This is a genomic window from Brevundimonas vesicularis (assembly GCF_044807075.1).
GTDB lineage: Bacteria > Pseudomonadota > Alphaproteobacteria > Caulobacterales > Caulobacteraceae > Brevundimonas > Brevundimonas vesicularis_G.
Genome location: NZ_CP085234.1, coordinates 3,049,892 through 3,070,621, shown reverse-complemented (window position 1 = coordinate 3,070,621; position 20,730 = coordinate 3,049,892). Strand labels below are relative to the sequence as shown.

Genomic DNA, 20,730 nt, shown 5'->3' with positions numbered 1-20,730 from the left:
GCCGGGAGGACGCCGATGCGCCGCAATCTTCAACTCAGGACAACCGTGTCCGCCGCCGTCATCGGCGCCGCCGTCATGGGCTTCGCCAGCGTCGCCGCCGCGCAGGAAGCGCCCGCCAGCGTCGACGACATCATCGTCACCGCCCAGAAGCGCGAACAGAGCCTGCAGGACGTGCCGATCGTGGTCACGACCCTGTCGCAGGAAGTCCTGGACGGCGCGGGCGTGCAGGACATCAAGGATCTGCAGATCCTGACGCCCGGCATGACCGTCACCTCGACCCAGTCGGAAGCCTCGACCACCGTCCGTATTCGCGGCGCCGGCACCGTCGGCGACAACCCCGGCCTGGAAAGCTCGGTCGGCGTGGTGATCGACGGCGTCTATCGCTCGCGCAACTCGGTCGGCTTCGGCGATCTGGGCGAACTGAGCCGCATCGAGGTCCTGAAGGGCCCGCAGGGCACCCTGTTCGGCAAGAACACCTCGGCCGGCGTCATCAACATCATCACCGAGCGTCCGTCGTTCGATCCGTCGATCTCGGGCGAACTGACCGGCGGCAACTTCGGCGCCATCGGCGGTTCGGTCTCGGTCACGGGCGGCCTGACCGACCAGATCGCGGGTCGCCTGTTCGTCGCGCACCGCGAGCGTGACGGCTTCTACGACGTCAACAACGGCGACGGCCCCAACACCCGCAAGGACGACCAGAACCAGGACTACTGGACCACGCGCGGTCAGTTGCTGATCCTGCCCAGCGACGACGTCTCGGTGCGCCTGATCGCCGACTACACCAAGCGCGAGGAATACTGCTGCGTCGCCGTGCAGACGCGCGTCGGCCCGACCCAGGCCTTCATCGCCGCCCTGACCGCGCCGAACGGCCCGGGCCAGCGTCCGCCGGTCGCCGGCTTCGGCACGGTGCCCTTCTCGCGCCTGGCCTATTCGAACCGCGAGACGCCGCAAGAGATCGAGGACATGGGTCTGTCGGCGGAAGCGACCATCGACTTCCCCAGCATCAACGCCACCCTGACGTCGCAGACCTCGTGGCGCGACTGGTCGTTCCAGCAGGGGATGGACACGGACTACACCGGCGCCGACATCCTGTACCGCGCCAACGACGGCTCGAACGGCTACGGCGTCGACAACCTGACGCAGGAGTTCCGCCTGGCCGGCACGTCCGACAAGCTGGACTGGCTGGTCGGTCTGTTCGCCACCAAGGAAGGCGTCTATCGCGACGACAGCTATGTCTATGGCTCGGACTACAACGCCTTCGCCTCCCTGCTGCTGACGGCGTCCCTGCCGGCGGCCGTGGGCGGCCCCAGCGCAACGCGTCTGGGCTGCTTCACCAATCCCAACGGCTTCCTGGTCGGCACCGCCGGCGCGGCCGCGGGTCAGCCGCTGTGCGTGATCGGCGCGGTGCCGCCCAGCGCGGCCGCCCCGACCTTCGGCGTCGGCAAGGCCTATGAAGACCACTATTCGCAGCGTTCGGAATCGGTCGCTGTCTTCACCAACAACACCTACCGGGTGACCGAGGCCTTCGATATCAACCTGGGTCTGCGCTACACTTATGACAGCAAGCGCCTGCTGGGCATCCAGGACAACCTGGGCACCAACGGCGCGGCCTGCGGCGGCGCCCTGGCTAATCAGAACCCGGCCAACCGCACCGTGTCGCCGATCCCCGGCACCGCCAACGTCGCCACGCCGGCCGCTGCGCTCGGTCTGTTGTGCCTGCCCTGGTCCAACCCGCAGTACGACGGTCGCCGGATCCAGGAGAAATTCAGCGACACCGACCTGTCGGGCACAATCAAGGCGTCCTACCGCTTCAATCCGTCGATCATGGTCTATGGCTCGTATGCGCGCGGCTACAAGGGCGCGGGCTACAATATGGACCGGGTGCAGACGGGCGTGACGCCGGACGCCTCGCTGTTCTTCAAGGCCGAAACCGTCGACAGCTATGAAGCGGGCGTCAAGACGACCCTGTTCGACCGCACCATGCTGCTGAACGTCACCTACTTCGACCAGAAGTTCGAGAACTTCCAGCTGAACACCTTCCTGGGCACCGCCTTCGTGGTGGAATCGATCCCGGAACTGACCTCGCGCGGCGTCGACGCCGACATGGTCTGGTTCACCCCGGTGGAGGGCCTGAGCTTCCAGGGCGGCGTGACCTACACCGACGCCAAATACGGCCAGTTCGGCGCCGGCGACCTGTCCAGCCCCGGCCGCTTCCCGCAGCTGTCGCTGCTGCCGGGCGCGCGTGCGTCCTTCGCTCCGGAATGGTCGCTGACCGGCGCCCTGGCGTTCGACCGCGAACTGGGCGGCGGCCTGCGCGGCGGCTTCAACCTGTCGGCCAAATATTCGACCGAATACAACACCGGCTCGGACCTGCTGCCGTACAAGAACCAGGACGCCTTCACCGTCGTCAACGGCCGGGTCTCGATCGGGTCGGCGGACGAACGCTGGACGCTGGAGGTCTGGGGCCAGAACCTGCTGCAGGAAGAATACACCCAGGTCGGCTTCGCCGCGCCGCTGCAGGGTACGGCCTTCACCAACACCACGACGCCGCAGGCGGACGGCACCTACTACAATATGGCCACCGATACGGCGACGTATAACGCCTACCTCGGCGCCCCGCGCACCTACGGCGTGACGCTGAAGGTCAAATACTGATCGCCGGCCTCCAAGGCTGAACGACCAAGGGCCGACCGGGAAACCGGCCGGCCCTTTTTCTTGGATGGACTGGCTGACAGAGCAACGGACGGTCGTGGGACGTACGCCAGCCTGCTGGTACCGTCATTTTAACCCGCTTTGGTCACCAAGCTGGGCTGGACGCGGCGCTTTCGCTGCTCGATACACGGGTTCTCCGACGCTTGGCGTCCATTGAGGAATCCTATGCGTCATCAGGCGCTTCGTCATCCAATCTGGCGTGGTTACGCCTTTGCGATCGCCGCTTGGGCCGTCGCCTTTGGGCTGCGTTATGGGCTTGCGCCCTGGTTTCCGCCGGGCTTTCCCTATCTGACCTTCTTTCCGGCCGTCGTGCTGGTCGCCTTCTATGCCGGCCTGCGTCCGGCCATTCTGACAGCGACCTTGTCGGGCCTGTCGGCCTGGTGGTTCTGGATCGGCCCGCCGGGGTTCGACCTGGGCGTCGCGACCTTCGTCGCCATCGGCTTTTACGCGTTCGTCGTCGCCGTCGACATCTTTTTCATCGTCGGCATGGACAAGGCGTCGGCCAGGTTGGCGCGCGAGGTCGAGCGCAGCACCGCCCTGGCGGAAAGCCGCGACATCCTGCTCCGGGAAGTGCAGCACCGTGTCTCCAACAACATTCAGGTAGTCAGCGCCTTGCTGAAGCTGGAAGCGCGCGCCGCCGTCGATCCTGGCGCGAAAAAAGCCCTGTCCGACGCCTCGGCCCGCACGGGACTGGTCGCCCGCATCCAACGCAGTCTGGCTGACGCTGAACAACAGACCACCGCCTTTCAGGATGTGGCGCGATCGATCGTCGACGATGCGCTGACGGCGGCCGCGCGTGACGACGTTGCAGTCTCTATTTCGGCTGGCGAAGTGGTGCTGTCGGCCGAGGAAGCCACGCCTGTGGTCCTGATCATGCTGGAATGCGTCAACAACGCGCTGGAGCACGCCTTCCCAAACCGGCCGGGCCGGATCACGATCGCTCTGTGCGACGACGGAGTGGTGCGAACCCTGACCGTCGCCGACGACGGCGTGGGAGTCGCTGAGGACACGGGCGCCGAACCGACCAGCCTGGGCCTGCGGATCATCACGGCCCTGGCGCGACAGCTCGGCGGAGAATGGTCGCTGCGGTCCGCCATGCCCGGCGCGATCGCCCGCCTGTCCTGGCCCAGCGCGCCGGTCACGCCCTAGACCGCCAAACTGTACAGCGTCCAAAGAAAGGCCCGGTCGGATCGCTCCGCCGGGCCTTTTGCTAGACACTCATTTTGGGCGGATCAGGCCGGGCGATCCTCCGTCGCGACCGGCTCTTCGTGCCCGTGCTGGCCGTGGAACATCTTGTCCATTCGGCCTTCCAGGCGGCGCTTGACCCCGTCGATCAGGCTGAACACCACCGGCACGAACAGCAGCGACAGGGCGGTCGAGGTGATCAGCCCCCCGATGACTGCGATGGCCATGGGCGAGCGGAAGGCGGTGCCTTCGCCGAACGCCGCCGCGATGGGCAGCATCCCCAGCCCCATCGCCATGGTCGTCATGATGATCGGCCGCGCCCGCTTGTGGGCGGCGTCCATCAGGGCGTCGTGGCGGTTCATCCCCTTGTCGATCGCCATGATGGCGTAGTCGACCAGCAGGATGGAGTTCTTCGCCGCGATCCCGGTCAGCATGATGATGCCGATCAGGGCCGGCATGGACAGCGACTTGCCCGTCACCAGCAGCAGGAAGAAGGCGCCGCCGAACGACACCGGAAGCGCCGCCAGGATGGTGATCGGGTGGAAGAAGCTTTTGAACAGCAGGACCAGCACGACATACATCAGCAGAATGCCGGTGATGATGGCGAAGGCGAAGCCCATGCCCAGCTCCTGGAAGCTTTCGGCGTCGCCCGACGGCTTCTGGCTGACCCCCTGCGGCAGGGACTTGATCGCCGGCAGATCGTTCACCGCCTGCGTTCCCTGGCTCAGGGTCAGGCCGGTCAGTTCGGCGGTGATGTTGGCGACCCGCAGCCGGTCCAGACGATTGATCTGGTTGGGGCCTGCGCCGAAGGTGATATCCGCCACCGCCGACAGGGGCACAGTCGCGCCCGACGCCGTCGGCACCTGAAGGTTCTCCAGCACGCCCAGGTCCGAACGCGCCTGTTCCGTCAGCATGACCCGGATCGGCACCTGGCGGTCGCCTAGATTGAATTTGGGCAACAGTTGATCGGCGTCGCCCAGGGTGGCGACGCGCGCCACCTGGCTGATGTCCTGGGTCGACACCCCTTGCAAGGCGGCGATGTCGGCGCGCGGCGTGACCAGGATTTCCGGCCGCACGAGCGAGGCCGAGGACACCACATTGGACAGGCCCGGAATGCTGCGCATCTCGCGCTCGACCTTGGCGGCCGCGGGCTCAAGCACATTGGGGTCGTCGCCGACCAGGGCGATGGTCAGAAGGCTGGACCCGCCGCCGCCGCCCGCGGCGCCGAACTGGATCCGCGCGCCGGGAATCTGGCGCAGCACCGGTCCCATGTCGCGCTCGAACTCCTGCTGGTTCAGCTTGCGATCCCAGCGCCCGACCAGATTGACGGTCAGGTTAGCGCTGCGCACCTCGCCGGCCGATCCGCCGCCGCCGGGGCCGAAGCTGGTCGTCGCCGAACCGACGGAAGAATAGACCGACGCGACCTCGGGCCGTTTCATCAGTTCGCGGTTGATGCGTTGCACGGCCGAATCCGTCTCGGCCAGGGTCGCGCCCGGCGGCAACTGCACCGTCACGGTGGAGCGCGAGATGTCCTCGACCGGAATGAACTCGCCCGGCAGCTTTGTCGCCAGGAAGATCGACACGAAGAAGAACAGGATCCCCATCCCCAGCACCCACAGCCGGTGATCGAACATCCGGTCCGCGACCTTGCGGCGGAACCAGCCGGCGTGCGGATGGTGCTCGGCCCGACGCTTGCGCCAGTCGTCGCCCAGCGCCCAGTTCAGGGCCTTCAGATAGGGCCCCATCCAGAACGGGTCCTTATGCTCCTTGCCCTGGTCGCGCTTCAGCAGATAGGCGCCCATCAGCGGCGTCAGGGTTCGCGCCACGAGCAGCGAGAACAGAACGCTGACGCAGGTGGCGATGGCGAAGCTCTTGAAGAACTGGCCGACGACGCCGGGCATGAAGCCGGTGGGGGCGAACACCGCGATCAGGGTCGCCGTCGTCGCCATGACCGCCAGGCCGATTTCGTCGGCCGCCTCGATGGCGGCGGGGTAGGGGGCCTTGCCGTCGCGGATGTGGCGGACGATGTTCTCGATCTCCACGATGGCGTCGTCGACCAGGATGCCGATGGTCAGCGACAGGGCCAGCAGCGTCACGACGTTCAGCGACTGGTTCGTCAGGTCCATCACCCAGAAGGTCGGGATCAGCGACAGCGGCATGGCCACCGCCGCGATCAGGGTCGCGCGCCAGTCCCGCAGGAAGATGAAGACGACCGCAATCGCCAGAAGCGCGCCCAGCACCAGGGTCTCGACCGAGGCGTGGAAGTTGTTGACGACGTCCTCGGTGGTGTTGGCTACCTCCTCGATGGCGACGTCGCCGCGCTCCTGGTCCAGCTTCTCGATCTCGGCCTTGACGCGGTCATAGACGTCCACCTCGGACGAGCCGATGGCGCGCGAGACGCCGAAGCCGACGACTTCCTGACCGTTGAAGCGGGCGCGGCCGCGCGGCTCGGACCATTCGTCGGTGATCTGGCCCAGGTCGCCCAGCCGCACGCTGCGGCTGCCGATGGGGATCAGGGTTTCGCGCAGCTGTTCGACCGACTGGGCCGAACCGACGGTGCGGATGGCCTGCTCCTCGCCCGCGATCTCGCCGCGACCGCCCGGCAGGTTGATGTTGGAGGCGCGCAGCTGGTTCGACACCTGGGCCGCCGTCACGCCCGAGGCGGCGAGCCGCGCGGGGTCCAGCTTTATGCGGATTTCACGGCTGACGCCGCCGTCACGGCTGATTTGGCTGACGCCGCGCACCGACAGCAGACGTTTGGCCACGGTGTTGTCGACGAACCAGCTCAGCTCCTCGGGGCTCATGCCTGGCGCCCGCACCACGAAGTTGGCGAAGGGGATGGCGGTGAACTCGATGCGCTGGACGATCGGTTCCTGCACGTCGGCGGGCAGGTTCTGGCGGATGCCGCTGACGGCGTTGCGCACGTCGTTGGTGACCTTTTCCAGGTTCACGCCCAGCTGGAATTCGATCGAGGTGGTCGACACCCCCTCGTTGACGACCGAGGTGATGTGCTTGACCGACCCCAGGCCCGCCACCGCATCCTCGACCAGGCGGGTGACCTGCGTCTCCATCTCGGTCGGGGCCGCGCCGGCCTGGACCACCGTCACGGCGACGACCGGCAGGTCCACGTCGGGGAAGTTGTTAGTCCTGAGCTTGAAATAGCTCATTGTCCCCGCGATCGTCAGGACGACGAACAGCAGGACGATGGGGATCGGGTTCCTGATCGACCAGGACGAGATGTTCTGAAAGCCCATCGATCCGATCCTAGCGCGCGGCTGCAGCGGCGGGGGCAGTGGCGGCCGGCGTCGCCGGCTGGGGCGCCGCGGTCGCCGGGGCCACCGTCACATGGTCGCCTTCGCCCAGGAAGCCTGCGCCCTGAACCACGACGCGCTGACCGGCCTGGACTCCCGTGACCGCGACGCGGTCGCCGCTGCGAACCCCGGTTGTGACCGGGACGAAGCGGACGACATCGCCCTGACCCACGACATAGACGCCGGCCTTGGCCTCGCGATAGACGACGGCCGAGGACGGCACGACCAGGGCGGGCTGATCGCCGACGGCGATCTCGGCGCGGGCGAACATGCCGGGCCGCAGTTGGGCGCCGGGCGCCAGGGAGATGCGGGCCAGGCCCAGGCGGGTCTGCGCATTGACCTCGGGCGTGACGATGCGGACCGAGCCGGTGGTCTGGCCGGCCTCGCTGGAGGTCACGATCGCCGACTGACCGGCGCGCACCAGCGACAGTTCGGTTTCCGGCACCTGGGCGTCCAGTTCCAGCCGGCCGTCGCGCACCATGCGGAACAGTTCAGTCCCGGCGGCGATGATCTGGCCCTTGGTGACGCTGCGGCTGATGATCATTCCGCCGACGGGCGCGCGGATGGTCGCCTGCGACAGCTGCGTTTGGGTCTGGCTCAGGGCCGCGCGGGCGGCGGCCAGATTGGCGTTCGAGCTGCGCTGGTTGGCCAGGGCTGTGTCCAGCGACGCCTGGCTGAGGAAGCCGCGTTCCTTCAGCTGCTGCGCGCGATCAAGCGCGGCGTTGTCTCGGGCCACATTGGCCTCGGCCAGCTGCACCTGGGCCTGCTGCTGCCGCAGCTGGGCGCGCAGCAGGACGTCGTTCATCTGCACCAGCGGCTGGCCCTGACGCACGTAGGAGCCTTCGTCCACATAGACGGCGACGGCGGTCAGGCCGCCGGTCTCGGCCGCCACCGGCACCTCTTCCCAGGCGGAGACAGAGCCCGAGGCGCTGACCGTGCGGGCCAGGTTGATCTGGGTCACGGTCGCGGCGGTCACGGTCTGGCGCGCGCCGGCCGCCTCCTTGCCGTCGGCCTTCTTGTCGTCTCCGCCGCCGCAGCCGGCCAGCAGCAGGACGGCCAGAACGGCCGCACCGGCCAGAAGTGTGGGTCGGGTCGTCTGGAGCACGGAAAAACGTCCTTGAAGAGCGATCAGGCGATGGCTGTTTCCCTTATAGCGTCCAAGGGCCGCGCTCAAAGACAAACGCCATCATTGCCAAGCTGTAATACGCGCCCGCACGGGCGGCGGATCGTGCCGCGTCTGGTCCCCGGCGCCCGCGCGTGATAGGGGCGCGCGGATGACGACTCCCCCGATCTCGAACATTCGCAACTTCAGCGTGGTCGCGCACATCGACCATGGCAAGTCGACCCTGTCCGACCGCCTGATCCAGCACACCGGCGGCCTGACCGCGCGCGAGATGTCCGAGCAGGTGCTCGACAATATGGAGATCGAGAAGGAACGGGGCATCACCATCAAGGCCCAGACCGTGCGCCTGACCTACAAGGCCAGGGACGGCGAGGAGTACATCCTGAACCTGATGGACACGCCGGGCCACGTGGACTTCGCCTATGAGGTCAGCCGCTCCCTGGCCGCCTGCGAAGGCTCGCTGCTGGTCGTGGACGCCTCGCAAGGGGTCGAGGCCCAGACCCTGGCCAATGTCTATCAGGCCATCGACAACAACCACGAGATCGTCCCGGTCCTGAACAAGGTCGATCTGCCGGCTGCCGAGCCGGACCGCGTGCGCGCCCAGATCGAGGACGTGATCGGCATCGACGCCTCCGAAGCGGTCCTGGCCAGCGCCAAGTCCGGCATCGGCATCGAGGAGGTGCTGGAGGCCATCGTCACCAAGCTGCCCTCTCCTAAGGGGGATGCCAACGCCCCGCTGAAGGCCATGCTGGTCGACGCCTGGTACGACCCCTATTTGGGCGTCGTCGTCCTGGTCCGCGTCTTCGACGGCGTGCTGAAGACCGGCATGCGGGTCAAGATGATGCGCAACGGCTCGACCCACCTGATCGACCGGGTCGGCGTCTTCCTGCCCAAGAACACGCCCGTGGATCAGCTCGGCCCCGGCGAGGTCGGCTTCATCACCGCCCAGATCAAGGAAGTGGCCCACGCCGCCGTCGGCGACACCATCACCGATGAGAAGAAGCCGACCGCCGAGCCGCTGAAGGGGTTCAAGGAAGTCCAGTCGGTCGTCTTCTGCGGTCTGTTCCCGGTGGACGCCGCAGACTTCGAGGACCTGCGCGCCGCGATCGGCAAGCTGCGCCTGAACGACGCCTCCTTCACCTATGAGATGGAAAGCTCGGCGGCGCTGGGCTTCGGCTTCCGGTGCGGCTTCCTGGGCTTGCTGCACCTTGAGATCATCCAGGAGCGCCTGAGCCGCGAGTTCAACCTCGACCTGATCGCCACGGCGCCGTCCGTCGTCTACAAGATCGGCCTGCGCGACGGCTCCGAAATCGACCTGCACAACCCGGCCGACCTGCCCGACGTGATGCAGATCGAGACCATCGCCGAACCCTGGATCAAGGCCACCATCCTGACGCCCGACGAATACCTGGGCGGCGTCATCAAGCTGTGTCAGGACCGTCGCGGCCAGCAGATCGAACTGTCCTACGTCGGCAACCGCGCCATGGTGGTCTATGAGCTGCCGCTGAACGAGGTGGTGTTCGACTTCTACGACCGGCTGAAGTCGATCTCGAAGGGCTATGCCTCGTTCGACTACGAGATCACCGAATACAAGGTCGGCGACCTGGTGAAGATGTCCATCCTGGTCAACGCCGAGCCGGTCGACGCCCTGTCCATGCTGGTCCACCGCGCCCGCGCCGAGACGCGCGGCCGGGGCATGGTCGAGAAGATGAAGGAACTGATCCCGCCCCACCTGTTCCAGATCCCGATCCAGGCGGCCATCGGCGGCAAGATCATCGCCCGCGAGACCGTCCGGGCGCTCCGCAAGGACGTGACCTCGAAATGCTACGGCGGCGACGCCACCCGCAAGAAGAAGCTTCTGGAGAAGCAGAAGGCCGGCAAGAAGCGCATGCGCCAGTTCGGCAAGGTCGAAATCCCGCAGGAAGCCTTCATCGCCGCCCTGAAGATGGACGAGGATTGAGAGCTGACCGAGGAGCGCTGGCAAAAGGATAACAGAGTTGCCTTTTTGTTCTGCTGGCGTGATAGTCACCAGATGACCGACATCGCTCCTCCGCATCGCCAGTCGTTCGAGTCCATTCGCCATGAGGACGAAGGGGTTGAGTATTGGCTGGCGAGGCAGCTTGCCCCCGTTCTCGGCTATCAGGATTACCGCAACTTCCTGTCCGTGATTGAGAAGGCGCGTGTATCGGCGGCTGCGGCGGGGCTCGATCCGGCGGACCATTTCGGTGACGTCACCAAAATGGTCGATCTGGGCTCTGGCGCGCAACGCGAGGTCGCCGATGTGCGGTTGTCTCGTTACGCCTGTTACCTGATCGTCCAGAACGGTGACCCGTCCAAGCCTGTGATCGCGGCGGGGCAGACCTATTTCGCCGTCCAGACGCGGCGTCAGGAGATCGCGGACGACCCAGCGTTTGGCGGCCTGTCGGAGGACGACAAGCGATTGATGCTGAGGCGCGAGATGGCGCAACACAATACCGCGCTGGCCTCCGCCGCGAGGCAGGCGGGGGTTGAGACCGGACTGGATTATGCGGTGTTTCAGGACCACGGCTATCGCGGCCTTTATGGCGGCCGGACCATGCGCGACATCCATGCGCTGAAGGGCCTGAAGAAGAGCCAAAAGATACTGGATCACATGGGTTCGACGGAACTTGCCGCGAACCTGTTCCGCGCCACTCAGGCCGAGGACAAGCTGAGGCGAGACGGGGCGAGCACCAAGGCGCAGGCCAACGACATCCACCACGCCGTCGGCAAGAAGGTGCGCCAGACCATCTCGGAATTGGGCGGTGTGATGCCGGAGCGTCTGCCGACGCCGGAAACGAGCATCGGTCAGTTGGAACGGGCCAAGGCCAAGGCGCTAAAGGGGCCATCGAGCGAGGTCGAGTGATGGACCACACGAACTGGGTTCAGACCGTGGATCGGTTGTTGCTAAGCGACTGGCGAATGTCTGTGACCGACGCCGGGATCGACGAAGATCAACTGACGCGGGCTTGGCGGGACGGAGAAGACCCAGCGGCGTTCGTGGCGTGGTTCGCGGAGAAGTATGACCTGATCCGATTCGAACCTTGACCGGTCAGAAGTGGGCTTTCCAAGCCTCGGCCTCTAACGTGACTGACGTTTCCAGCGGCGGCGGCAGGGCGAAGAGCGCCGCCGCGGCTGAAAGGTCGTGGAGGCGGTAGAGCCGCCAGTGGTCAGGGCGTTCCTGTGAAACCTCGCGCTCGGTGCGGGTTAGGTAAAATGGCGTCGTGGGGCCGCCCCGGGTGGCCTTGACCTCGATCAGGCGCTCGGCGCCGCTCGGGTCGAAACTCTTGATGTCGTAGCCGGCGCCGTCGCCGCGTTCTTGGCTGGTCCATTCGATGCGGCGCGCGAGGTCGGGGCGGTCGTGCGCGATGAGACGCGCGCGCTCGTGATGGAAGACGCGCTCTTCGCCCAGCAAGCCGAGGGACCGGTTCCGGTGATCGCGGGCTGCTGGGTCGTACTTGCGGACGAGGCGGGCGAGCCCTTCCGGGCGCGGGGTGCGGGCCGGGCCGGGGGGAGGGCTTTCGGTGAGGGTGAGGGGCAGATGGCTTGCACCTGCGTCGTCAAACCTTGACGCGGATTCGGCGACGCCTCGCTCAGACCCAGTCGTTCCCTCCGTCTCGGCGCGAAAGAGCGCCGATCCACCGCCCCATGTCTGCACAACGGGGAGGAAAGAAAAAGCATTGTCATTTAGGATTTCGGGATGGGCGTCTAGGTGGCGGTCGATGGCGTCGAAGATGGCGGCTTGGTAGTTGGCCATGGGGCGGTAACCGCGCACATGGGGCAAGCCCAGCTCGGCTGCGACGGCCGAAATGTTCATGTGTTTGAATTCGACCGAGCGGTGACTTCGGCCGGTTCGCTCCATCAGTGCACGAGCGCGATGCGCTTTGACGAACGGCTCGCCCGCCGCGTCGAGGGCAAGCATGGCGAAATAGTCAGCGACGATGGCGTCGAGCTCGTCGTCCTTCCAATCCGTTCCGGTCTTGCTTGCGTCGGCCACAGGCTCTCCCCGGGGTCGAAGCTAGACGGGTTCACCGGGAATGCTAGGGCTCAAGTTCGCTTCTTGGAACGATGAACGGCGCATCTAACCCTGCACCGTCTCCGTGATGAAGTGCCGGCCTTGGCGGTCCTCGATCTCGACCACCCACAGGTCCGGGTCATACCCCCGCTGGCGAGCGATATAGGCGTCCAGCTCGCTTTCGCTGTCGGAGGTGACGGGCTGGATCCACAGGCGGTCGCCGTCGGTTCCGAAGGCTTCGGTGAACAGGCGGGCGGTGCGGGTGGTGGTGTCGTAGGCCTTGACGATGACCGAGCCGGCGCGGGCGTCGCCCCTCTTGACCACGGTCGCATAGGCGCCCTCGATCTGGGCGCGGCGGATCAGGGCGCTGACCCACAGGTCGCTGGAAAGAAGCAATTCGCTAACCCTGCTCGAACACGGAACCCCAACCCTGGCGCGCTAGGGTCTGGGCATGAGGATAGGCCTTTCCCCCCGGCAAGCCAGAGGTTTCCTGTCGGCCGTGCTGATCGCCGCGACGCCCGTCGCAGCCTTCGCCGCGCCGCAGGACCGCTTCTATGAGCGCAGCTTCGTGCTGGCCGCCAACGACCGCTGCGGCCTGTTCGAGCCGCAGCTGACCGCCGCCCTGACAGCTGCGGCCTGGCAGGCGCGGGGCGCGGCCCTGCGCGCCGGATCCAACGACCGGCAGCTGGCCGAGACGGCCCAGCGGGCGCGGGCGCGCGCGAACACGACGCCGTGCGGCTCCACCGACCTGAAGACGGTTCAGGGCCGGGTCCAGACCGCCTTTTCCGGCTGGTCGCGCACGACGCGGATGGAGTTTCCCGGCGATCGCCGAAAGTGGAGCGCGGATCGCGCGGCCTATGCGCGCCCGACCTGGCGGCTGATGCAGGCGACCGTGATCGGCGCCTCGCCCGTGCGGTTCGGCGTGGTGGGCGGCATGGACCGGCCCGATCAACTGGCCGCCGTGGTGTCCTGGCAGGGGCGCTCGCGACCGACCGGCGTGCGGGTGGTGATGCGCGACCACACGGTGGCGCCGCGTCCGTGGCTGTCGCACGACCTGCCGCCAGCCGCGCAACGCCGCGCCTTCTGGGCCGCCGGGGTGACCAGCGCCGATACGATGCTGCTGCCCGAAGGCCGTCCGGCCGGTCAGGCCTGGCTGTTCCCCGCCGCCGCCGCCGACGCCCTGTCGGCCCTTGACCCGCGCGAGGTCTTCACAGTCGAGTTCCTGTTCCGCGACGGCAGCATCGCCCGCTCCACCTTCGAAGCCGGCGACTTCGCGGCGGGCCGCGCCTTCCTGGCGATGGGGCAGGTTTAGGGGCGCGGTTATCTCCCGTCGCGGTCGATCGTCATTGACGTTCAGCCTGATATTTTGATGCTTCCGAAGCCCTCACTTCGTAGCCAAGCGGCGTCCGAACCAGGTCTCTAGCCAATGGTATGGCTCCGCTAGGCATGATTGGTAGCGCAGTCGTATCAGGCCACCGCTGCGTTATCTTCGATATCAGAGATTTCTGTAACTTTGCGGACTGCTCTGGGTTCTCGCCCTTGGAAAAGGTGATCCAAATGCGTCCGACATGGTCGGCTCCGTCCATTGCCGAGACCATGTTTTCCTCGTCGTTTCCTCTCCAGATCGAGGCGTTAAGGGACAACGGGGACACACGCGACAAGGCTCGCAGTTGGTCGTCGGATGCCGCATCAAGGTGATAGCCCTGCGCTATGGCTTCCTGACGCATTAACGCCAGAAAGTCGGACTTGTCGGTCGCTGTTGGCAGCGGGACTTCGAAGGCGGCGACTGTCTGTAAGCTTTCGGGCTGGTCAGCCACGCAACCGATGCACAGCAGCGCGAGCAGGGGCGAAATTCGAACCATGTTCCATGATCTGACGGATAATGGAGCAGGTCAATGAGCACTTCCCCCCGTTCGCCGCCCACCTCGCCGATCATATCAAGCCTCGACAGTGACCGGCGTCGCGTCGACAGCCGTCTCGCTCGCTTCGCCCGCCACCATCACCGGCAGCCGGATCATCACCGCCGCGCCTTCGCCCAGGGTGCTGTCGATGGTCATGCGGCCGCCGTGCAGTTCGGTCAGGCTGCGGACCAGGGACAGGCCCAGGCCGGTGCCTTGCGCCTTCTGATCGGCGCCGCCGGCCTGTTCGAAGGGGCGGCCCAGGCGTTGCAGGTCCTGCGGCGCGATGCCGACGCCGGTGTCGGAGACGGCCAGATCCAGGTCCGGCCCGTCGGCGTCGAGGGTGATGGTGACGGATCCGCCCGCCGGGGTGAACTTGACCGCATTGGACAGCAGGTTCAGCGCCATCTGCTTAAGGGCGCGGGCGTCGGCGCGGACCTTGATCGGCTCGGACGGCAGGACGGCGGCCAGCTCGATCCCCTTGTCGTCGGCCTGCAGCCGGACCAGGGCGACGGCGGCGGACACGGCGTCGCGGGCGTCGAACGTCTCCATCGCCAGCTGGTAGCGTTCGGCCTCGATCTTGGACAGATCCAGGACGTCGTTGATTAGATCCAGCAGATGGCCGCCCGCCTGATGGATGGCGTCGGCGTATCCGGCGTAGCGGTCGGGCAGGGGGCCGAACAGCTTCTGGCGCATGATGTCCGCAAAGCCGATCACGGCGTTCAGGGGGGTGCGCAGCTCGTGGCTCATATTGGCCAGGAAGCGGGTCTTGCCGGCCGACTGCGCCTCGGCCTCGACGCGGGCGGTCTCCAGTCCGAGCTCGCGGGCGAACTGGGCCGTGCCGTCGAACGCCTGGGCGATCAGGCGCGGGCGGTCCGTCTCATGCTGGAATGGGCCCAGGATCATGACGACCCGGCGGTCCAGGGCGATGCGCGGGGTGAACTGGACCTCGACCGACTGCCCCGACAGGGCGCGGGCCAGGGCCGCGGAAACGGCCGGTCGATCCGGCGCATGGACGGCCGAGATCAGGCCCTGCTCGGTCAGGGCCAGCACCGACAGGGCGGGCGGCGGCGTGCCCCAGGTCGCGACCGCACGGCCGGACGGATCGAGCAGTAGGGTCAGGGCCGGCTGATCCTCCAGCAGGGCGGCGATCCGGGCGGCCTCGTCCTCGGCTTCGGCCAGACGACGCTGGCGCGCGCTCCAGGTCAGGCGCATGGCGGCGATGATCGCGCCCATGGCCAGCAGGCCCGAGACGGCGGCCAGCAAGGGGCCTTGCGCCTCCGCCCCGTTCAGCCAGGTCGAGATCAGCCCCGCCAGCAGCGGCAGGGCCACGGCGAAGGCGCCCATCCGGGTCAGGCGGTCAGCTCCGATCAGGGCATGATCGAGGGCGATGCCCGCCGCCAGCGGCGTCAGGATCAGCCCGGGCAGGGCGCCGGTCACGCCGCCGGTCAGGCCGGCCGAAGCGGTGGCGGCCAAAATCCACCCGCCCATGACGGCCAGCCTCAGCCCCACGCTGTCGCGCACCATCAGCACGACGCCGAACACGCCGGGGAAGGCCATCAGCAGCAGGGCGGCCAGCGGCGCGTCCTTCAGCCCGTCCATCATCTGGGCCGCCAGCGCCGTCAGGGCCACCGCCACCGCCCAGATCGCATGCCATAAGGCGACCAGCGGGGCGCCCAACGCCGCGTCGTGCGTCGGGTCGTCCTCGTATCTGGCGTGGGCGTCGGGTTTCAAGAAGGGCGGGCCATGGGTTTCGTCTGCGCCCAGACTAGGGCTGCGGCTGAGTCGGTGCGAGGCCGCTCCCCCCTGAGGCGAACCCCATTGCGGCGTTCACCATGAATATCGGGGGACAAAACGGCCGGTTGTCGTTAACGGCCGCGCGGCCTATCTGGCGGCGCATGACCGACCGTACGCCGCCGACCGACACCCTGGACCAGACCCTGGCCGAACTGGCCGAGGATTTCGACCTGCTGGGCGATTGGGAGCAGCGGATCGAATATGTCATCGAACTGGGCAAGGGGCTGGCTCCGCTGGACGAGGCCGACCGCATCGAGGCCAACAAGGTGCCGGGCTGCGCCGCCCAGGTCTGGCTGGCGACGACGCAGGACGAGGGGCGGCTGTGGTTCGCCGCCGACAGCGACAGCGCCCTGTCCAAGGGCAATATCGCTCTGCTGCTGAAACTCTATTCCGGCCGCACGGCGGCGGAGATCGTCGCCTTCGACGCCCGCGCGGCGCTGGATCGGCTAGGTCTGCCCTCGGCCCTGACCCGCCAGCGCGCCAACGGCCTGAACAGCATGGTTGGCCGCATCCGCGAGGCGGCGCTGGCGGCGGACGTGGGCGCCGGCTGAAACGTGGAGCTGGGTGAAAGCTCTGCACGTCAGGGTCTTTGTCCGCCAGAAAAGAGCCGATATCCTGTCAAGTCTTGCAATGGGGGATCGCAATGTTTTTGGACGCGAGGAAGAGCTCAGGGCGGCCTGCTCTTGAAACGCTGGCCGCCCTTGCGGCGTCATTCGTTGTCCTGGGCGGATGCGCAACTGCGGCGCCGGGCGCCCCGATAGCAGCATCGGCCGCCGACCCGCTTCTTCTGGCCCTGACAGCGGCGCCTGAGACGATCGATGCGGCTGCGGCGCGTGGGGACGCCCAGGCCCAGTTCGCGCAATCGATCATCCTTGCCCACGGACTCCGGGGACAGCCTCAGGATTCGGCACAGGCAAGTCTTCTAAGAAGCCAGGCTCTTTCGCGGCGTCCGGGGACGGCTCTCACTCAATATATTCCAGGCATCAACGGCCAGCCTGGAAGGGTCGTCCCTCTCGTCGTTCAGGGGGCGGCGGGGTTCCCTCCATTTCTCGCTGAAAGACTGGACGCCTGCATTCAAACGCTGGAAGCCAGTTCGGACGCGGTGACCTTCGATCCGACTTCATGGGACGACGAAGGGGCTTACGAACGCGTGGAAGCAGAGGCAGCAAGACGCGCTGAGGTCTGCGGAGGATCAGAACGCTATCAACTCATCGCTGCGCTATGGACCTGGGAGAGGCCCTGGCGTCCCTGGCCTTTGCCGGATTGCGAGACCGAGTACGTGCGGTGCCATGTTCTGTCGGCCAAGATCCAACGCCTCAACGGCCGCGATCCTCGTCGCGAAGCCATCGAGGCCGCAAGGCGCGGCGATTTCCGATTGGGGGCGACAAACCACATCGGCCCCATGCCGCAAGGTTGGGACACGACGGGCGTCGACTGCCGTGCGTGGACGCGCGACTTGGTCGGCAAGTGGCACGTCAATCAGGACGTCATCAGACCGGGCGATCCCCAGCACACAGCCGCAGCGTCGTCCTTTATCGCGATCTATAATCGCACGCTGATCCAACAGCCCGCCTTCCCCTTCAAGGACATTTGCGGACTGACGGGCGGGCGACGCGCTCAGCGGTTTACAGGGCCAGTCACCAGCTTTTCCGAAGCGGCTCGAACGATGGATCCGGCCCGTTTGTCGGAGGTCCCTTCGGAAGCCCAGATCAATGCCAAGGACGTATTTGGCGTCACGGCTCTGGGGTGGGCGACGCGAAACCGCGATCAGGCCATGGCCGCCGCGCTTCTGGAGGCCGGGGCCGATCCTAACATCTTCGATCAAAATGAGCCCGGTCCGTTGGCTTTTGCGCTCAATGCAGACCAGTTCGACCTTGTTCGGCTGATGTTGTCACGCGGCGCCGAACTGCAAAGGTCGACCGGAACGTGCGAAAGGCGCAGCCTTTTTGAAGGTCCGCCCGAGGGCAACGGCGGCTGTAGCTGGGCGGGCCTTTTGATCCTCAAGCAGCAGTTCGACCTCTTGGATAAGCTGGCGGCCGGTCCAGAAGGCAAGGACTTGCTGGCTCAGGGCGCCTTCGAACTGGATCAGGCCTTCTTGGCGGCTGTTCGGTCGGGCGATAAGACGACGACCGAACGCTTGGTGGCTTATGCGGGTGATGGCTACCGTACGGCGCCCACCCTGGAGGCTCTCGACGCGTTTGGGGATCGGGATGTGCTCATGCAGTTCGTGGCCGCCAAAGGCGCGGAGGCCGCGCGATCGCCAACGGAGGCGGAACTCTGGCGCGTCGCCGCAAGAGCGCGTCAAGCCGGACCGCTGAACTTACTTCGCCAGAAGGGGGGCGACCTCAATCTCCTCTCACCAGCGAGGCTCGAGACTTGCAGCGTGGCGATAGGGCGGGGTGATGTCTCGGTGCTTGACCTCTGCATCGCCGAGGCGACCCAGCGCAAACAGGCGATCGAAGCGGCCGTCACTGCGGGCGATGAGGCAGCCTTCCAGAACTTGATAGCCGATGTCTCGGACTTGCGAGAACGAAACAAGCCGTCGTTGCTGGGGTTTGTCGTGCAGCACGGATCGGTTTCGATGCTCGAACAGGTTCTTGCCCGCGGTTTCGACTTCAAGCAGCCTTGGATGGGGGAAAGTGCGGTGGCCATGGCGGCGCGACGCGGCGACCGCGAGCGCGTCCGGCTTCTTGCGGACGCAGGCGCCGGCGGTTTGGTCCAGGCGATCGGAACCTTGGGAAACTTGGGCAATCCACCTCCCGGGCTGGACACGATCGCTTTCGGGTCTCGCAACGAGGACACCGAGCGCCTGCCCAACAACAATGGAAGCGCCAACCTCGAGGCGGTCCGGATCGTCGCAGCCGAGGCGGCGCGTCGAGAAGGCCCACAAGCGCTTGAAGCGTCTTTCAAAAGCGCAACGTACAGCGGCTACAACGATGTATTGGAAGTCCTGCTGGCTAACGGCTTGGATCTGCGCTCGGCCAAACAGCCTGGAGAGATTTGGTTTGCTTGGGCGGGAATGGGTCAGCCGTGCAAGCCATCGACAGGTCGCATCCTTTTAAAAGCGGGATTGCCGACCACCTACCCGCCCAGTGACTTCACGCACGACACCGCCCTGCACACCCTCTCGTCCCGATGCATGAACCCTCGTAGCGTTGATGTTCTGGTCCGCGAAGGCGGGGTGGATGTGAATGAGCTTAATATTGACGGTGAAACACCGCTGGACCGGGCGATGACTTATCGAGAAGATTATCTGATCGCGGCGCTGAAGGCGCTTGGCGGACGAACGGCAGCAGAACTTGATCCTGCGGCCTATATTCAACGCCAAACGCAAGAGCGCCAATCCGAGGACCTTGATCTCGAGCAGAGCGAACGAGAATAGCCGGTTCGCTAATCGAAGCGGTAGTGGACTTCGCATGAAGTCACCCCATCCCATAGTGATCCGCCAGCGCCTGCAGCGCCTGTTTCAGCACGGTCTTGCCCTGGCGGCGGCGTAGGCCCAGGCCCGTTTCGGCCAGCTGCAGGCTGTCGCCGTGGATGCAGATGCGGGTCAGGATGGGGCGAAGGCGCGGGCCGACGGCGGTCAGCGCCTGTTCGACGCGGCGGGCGGCCGACAGGGCGCGGTCGGTCGGCTCCATCCGCGCGGCGGTTCCCGAGCCGGAGGTCGGCAGGGCGTCCCAGTGCATGGTGACCGACGCGCCCTTCGTCGCCTGTTCCGCCTCTCGCCGCAGCCGTTCGCCGGCGGCGGTCTCGGCCGGGGTCAGCCAGGGGCGGCCGGACGCATCCTTGCGTCGCGCCAGCCAGGCGATTGGGCTTTCGCCCAGATTGGCCCGCGCGCGGACCATGCGGCCGTCCGGCTGCATCAGGTCGCGCTGGCCCGCCACGAAGCCGGGACGACCGGGGGCGGGGGACGGCGTCGGGTCCGGCTGGGCGCGTCCCGACCAGCCGCCGCCAGGCCGCACGCGCAGGCCGGGCTGATCGATCAGGGCGCGAAACTCGGTCTCGGTCAGGGTCAGGCTGATGCGGCTGCGGCGATCCGGCGACAGGCGCAGGGCATAGGCCCCGCCCTCGGCCGACAGCCAGGCGCCGGGCTTGGCCATCAGGTCGCGCGCGCGTTCCAGAAGCCGGCTCATTGCGGCAGCTCCAGGCGGGGCGACTGATACAGGCCGTGGATGCAGCCTTCGAGGTCATTCATCAGGTCGTCGATGCTGCGCCGTTCGCGCTCGTCCTCGACCCAGCGGCAGGCGGCGCCGACGCTGGCGCGATTGACGCCGAAGACGTGTCCCACCCGCTCCAACGTCCAGCCATAGGCGACGTGCGACAGATACATGGCCAGCCAGCGCGGGCGGGCCGCGCGCGGGTTCATCCGGCCCCGGCCGGTCATCTGCGACGGATGGGCGCCGGTGCGCGCTGCGATCAGATGAATGGCCAGCCCGGCCTTGACCTGATCCTCCTCGGTGACCGGCACCCTGTAGTCCTCCAGCACGAAACGTCTCCCTCTCACGAACTCTCGACGCCGGCATCATAGGCGGCCGCGACGTCGCGATAGGAATATCGTCCTACTATGCGCCAAAATCGGTCGTGGCGGCTTAACCGCCTTGGGGTTGCAGGTGGAGCATCGTGCTTGCTGAGTGGCGAGTGTTGAGTGGTGAGCGAGAGGTGTCAGTGAGC

General features: G+C 66.6%; 15 protein-coding genes. 7 read left to right on the top strand and 8 right to left on the bottom strand.

All coding sequences use genetic code 11. The annotated features are described in order from the left end of the window. The first annotated feature begins 15 nt into the window (after positions 1-15). Positions 16-2,655: a TonB-dependent receptor gene (locus LG306_RS15370; RefSeq protein WP_404416346.1), complete on the top strand. Its 2,640-nt coding sequence runs from the start codon at positions 16-18 to the stop codon at positions 2,653-2,655. Between the two features lie 222 nt (positions 2,656-2,877). After that, positions 2,878-3,861: a sensor histidine kinase gene (locus LG306_RS15365; RefSeq protein ID WP_265149657.1), complete on the top strand. Its 984-nt coding sequence runs from the start codon at positions 2,878-2,880 to the stop codon at positions 3,859-3,861. Positions 3,862-3,944: 83 nt separating this feature from the next. On the opposite strand, the gene LG306_RS15360 is transcribed toward LG306_RS15365, so the two are convergent. Next, the gene (locus LG306_RS15360) at positions 3,945-7,151 is read right to left on the bottom strand and encodes an efflux RND transporter permease subunit (protein ID WP_404416342.1); all 3,207 of its coding nucleotides are present in this window, start codon (positions 7,149-7,151) and stop codon (positions 3,945-3,947) included. A gap of 10 nt (positions 7,152-7,161) precedes the next feature. After that, positions 7,162-8,313: an efflux RND transporter periplasmic adaptor subunit gene (locus LG306_RS15355; protein ID WP_404416339.1), complete on the bottom strand. Its 1,152-nt coding sequence runs from the start codon at positions 8,311-8,313 to the stop codon at positions 7,162-7,164. A 169-nt stretch (positions 8,314-8,482) separates the two neighbouring features. Between LG306_RS15355 and lepA the strand changes: the two genes are divergently transcribed. Beyond that, positions 8,483-10,291 (top strand): translation elongation factor 4, encoded by a 1,809-nt coding sequence (gene lepA / locus LG306_RS15350; RefSeq protein WP_404416336.1) that lies wholly within the window; start codon positions 8,483-8,485, stop codon positions 10,289-10,291. 72 nt (positions 10,292-10,363) lie between these two features. Continuing rightward, a complete protein-coding gene (gene dinD / locus LG306_RS15345; protein WP_404416333.1) occupies positions 10,364-11,215 on the top strand; it encodes a DNA damage-inducible protein D in 852 nt (283 codons plus the stop codon). 186 nt (positions 11,216-11,401) lie between these two features. Here dinD and LG306_RS15340 read toward each other — a convergent pair whose 3' ends face one another. After that, positions 11,402-12,346 (bottom strand): DUF3883 domain-containing protein, encoded by a 945-nt coding sequence (locus LG306_RS15340; protein ID WP_404416330.1) that lies wholly within the window; start codon positions 12,344-12,346, stop codon positions 11,402-11,404. A gap of 84 nt (positions 12,347-12,430) precedes the next feature. Beyond that, entirely contained in the window at positions 12,431-12,760 is a 330-nt protein-coding gene (locus tag LG306_RS15335; RefSeq protein ID WP_404416327.1) for a DUF1491 family protein, read from the bottom strand. A 55-nt stretch (positions 12,761-12,815) separates the two neighbouring features. Here LG306_RS15335 and LG306_RS15330 point away from each other — a divergent pair, with 55 nt between their 5' ends. Continuing rightward, positions 12,816-13,676 carry a hypothetical protein gene (locus LG306_RS15330; RefSeq protein WP_404416324.1) on the top strand — a complete coding sequence of 287 codons (861 nt, stop codon included), beginning with the start codon at positions 12,816-12,818 and terminating at the stop codon, positions 13,674-13,676. Between the two features lie 31 nt (positions 13,677-13,707). Here the strand turns inward: LG306_RS15330 and LG306_RS15325 are convergent, their stop codons facing one another. After that, a complete protein-coding gene (locus LG306_RS15325; RefSeq protein WP_404416321.1) occupies positions 13,708-14,226 on the bottom strand; it encodes a hypothetical protein in 519 nt (172 codons plus the stop codon). 75 nt (positions 14,227-14,301) lie between these two features. Then, positions 14,302-15,996 (bottom strand): sensor histidine kinase, encoded by a 1,695-nt coding sequence (locus LG306_RS15320; protein WP_404416318.1) that lies wholly within the window; start codon positions 15,994-15,996, stop codon positions 14,302-14,304. Positions 15,997-16,160: 164 nt separating this feature from the next. Between LG306_RS15320 and LG306_RS15315 the strand changes: the two genes are divergently transcribed. Both LG306_RS15315 and LG306_RS15310 read left to right on the top strand, forming a co-directional pair. After that, the gene (locus LG306_RS15315) at positions 16,161-16,610 is read left to right on the top strand and encodes a SufE family protein (protein ID WP_404416315.1); all 450 of its coding nucleotides are present in this window, start codon (positions 16,161-16,163) and stop codon (positions 16,608-16,610) included. A gap of 92 nt (positions 16,611-16,702) precedes the next feature. After that, positions 16,703-19,441 carry a hypothetical protein gene (locus LG306_RS15310; protein ID WP_404416312.1) on the top strand — a complete coding sequence of 913 codons (2,739 nt, stop codon included), beginning with the start codon at positions 16,703-16,705 and terminating at the stop codon, positions 19,439-19,441. 40 nt (positions 19,442-19,481) lie between these two features. Here the strand turns inward: LG306_RS15310 and LG306_RS15305 are convergent, their stop codons facing one another. Together LG306_RS15305 and LG306_RS15300 are read right to left on the bottom strand one after the other, a co-directional pair. Continuing rightward, a complete protein-coding gene (locus tag LG306_RS15305; RefSeq protein WP_404416309.1) occupies positions 19,482-20,192 on the bottom strand; it encodes a DUF6456 domain-containing protein in 711 nt (236 codons plus the stop codon). Next, a complete protein-coding gene (locus LG306_RS15300; protein WP_404416306.1) occupies positions 20,189-20,545 on the bottom strand; it encodes a chromosomal replication initiator DnaA in 357 nt (118 codons plus the stop codon). Before LG306_RS15300 ends, LG306_RS15305 begins: the two co-directional genes overlap by 4 nt. Positions 20,546-20,730: the final 185 nt, after the last annotated feature.

Excerpts from the sequence above, each read along its gene's own strand:
- LG306_RS15360 (WP_404416342.1), bottom strand. The coding sequence starts at position 7,151 with ATGGGCTTTCAGAACATCTCGTCCTGGTCGATCAGGAACCCGATCCCC.
- LG306_RS15330 (WP_404416324.1), top strand. The coding sequence starts at position 12,816 with ATGAGGATAGGCCTTTCCCCCCGGCAAGCCAGAGGTTTCCTGTCGGCC.
- lepA (WP_404416336.1), top strand. The coding sequence starts at position 8,483 with ATGACGACTCCCCCGATCTCGAACATTCGCAACTTCAGCGTGGTCGCG.
- LG306_RS15315 (WP_404416315.1), top strand. The coding sequence starts at position 16,161 with ATGACCGACCGTACGCCGCCGACCGACACCCTGGACCAGACCCTGGCC.
- LG306_RS15365 (WP_265149657.1), top strand. The coding sequence starts at position 2,878 with ATGCGTCATCAGGCGCTTCGTCATCCAATCTGGCGTGGTTACGCCTTT.
- LG306_RS15310 (WP_404416312.1), top strand. The coding sequence starts at position 16,703 with ATGTTTTTGGACGCGAGGAAGAGCTCAGGGCGGCCTGCTCTTGAAACG.
- LG306_RS15305 (WP_404416309.1), bottom strand. The coding sequence starts at position 20,192 with ATGAGCCGGCTTCTGGAACGCGCGCGCGACCTGATGGCCAAGCCCGGC.
- LG306_RS15370 (WP_404416346.1), top strand. The coding sequence starts at position 16 with ATGCGCCGCAATCTTCAACTCAGGACAACCGTGTCCGCCGCCGTCATC.
- LG306_RS15325 (WP_404416321.1), bottom strand. The coding sequence starts at position 14,226 with ATGGTTCGAATTTCGCCCCTGCTCGCGCTGCTGTGCATCGGTTGCGTG.
- dinD (WP_404416333.1), top strand. The coding sequence starts at position 10,364 with ATGACCGACATCGCTCCTCCGCATCGCCAGTCGTTCGAGTCCATTCGC.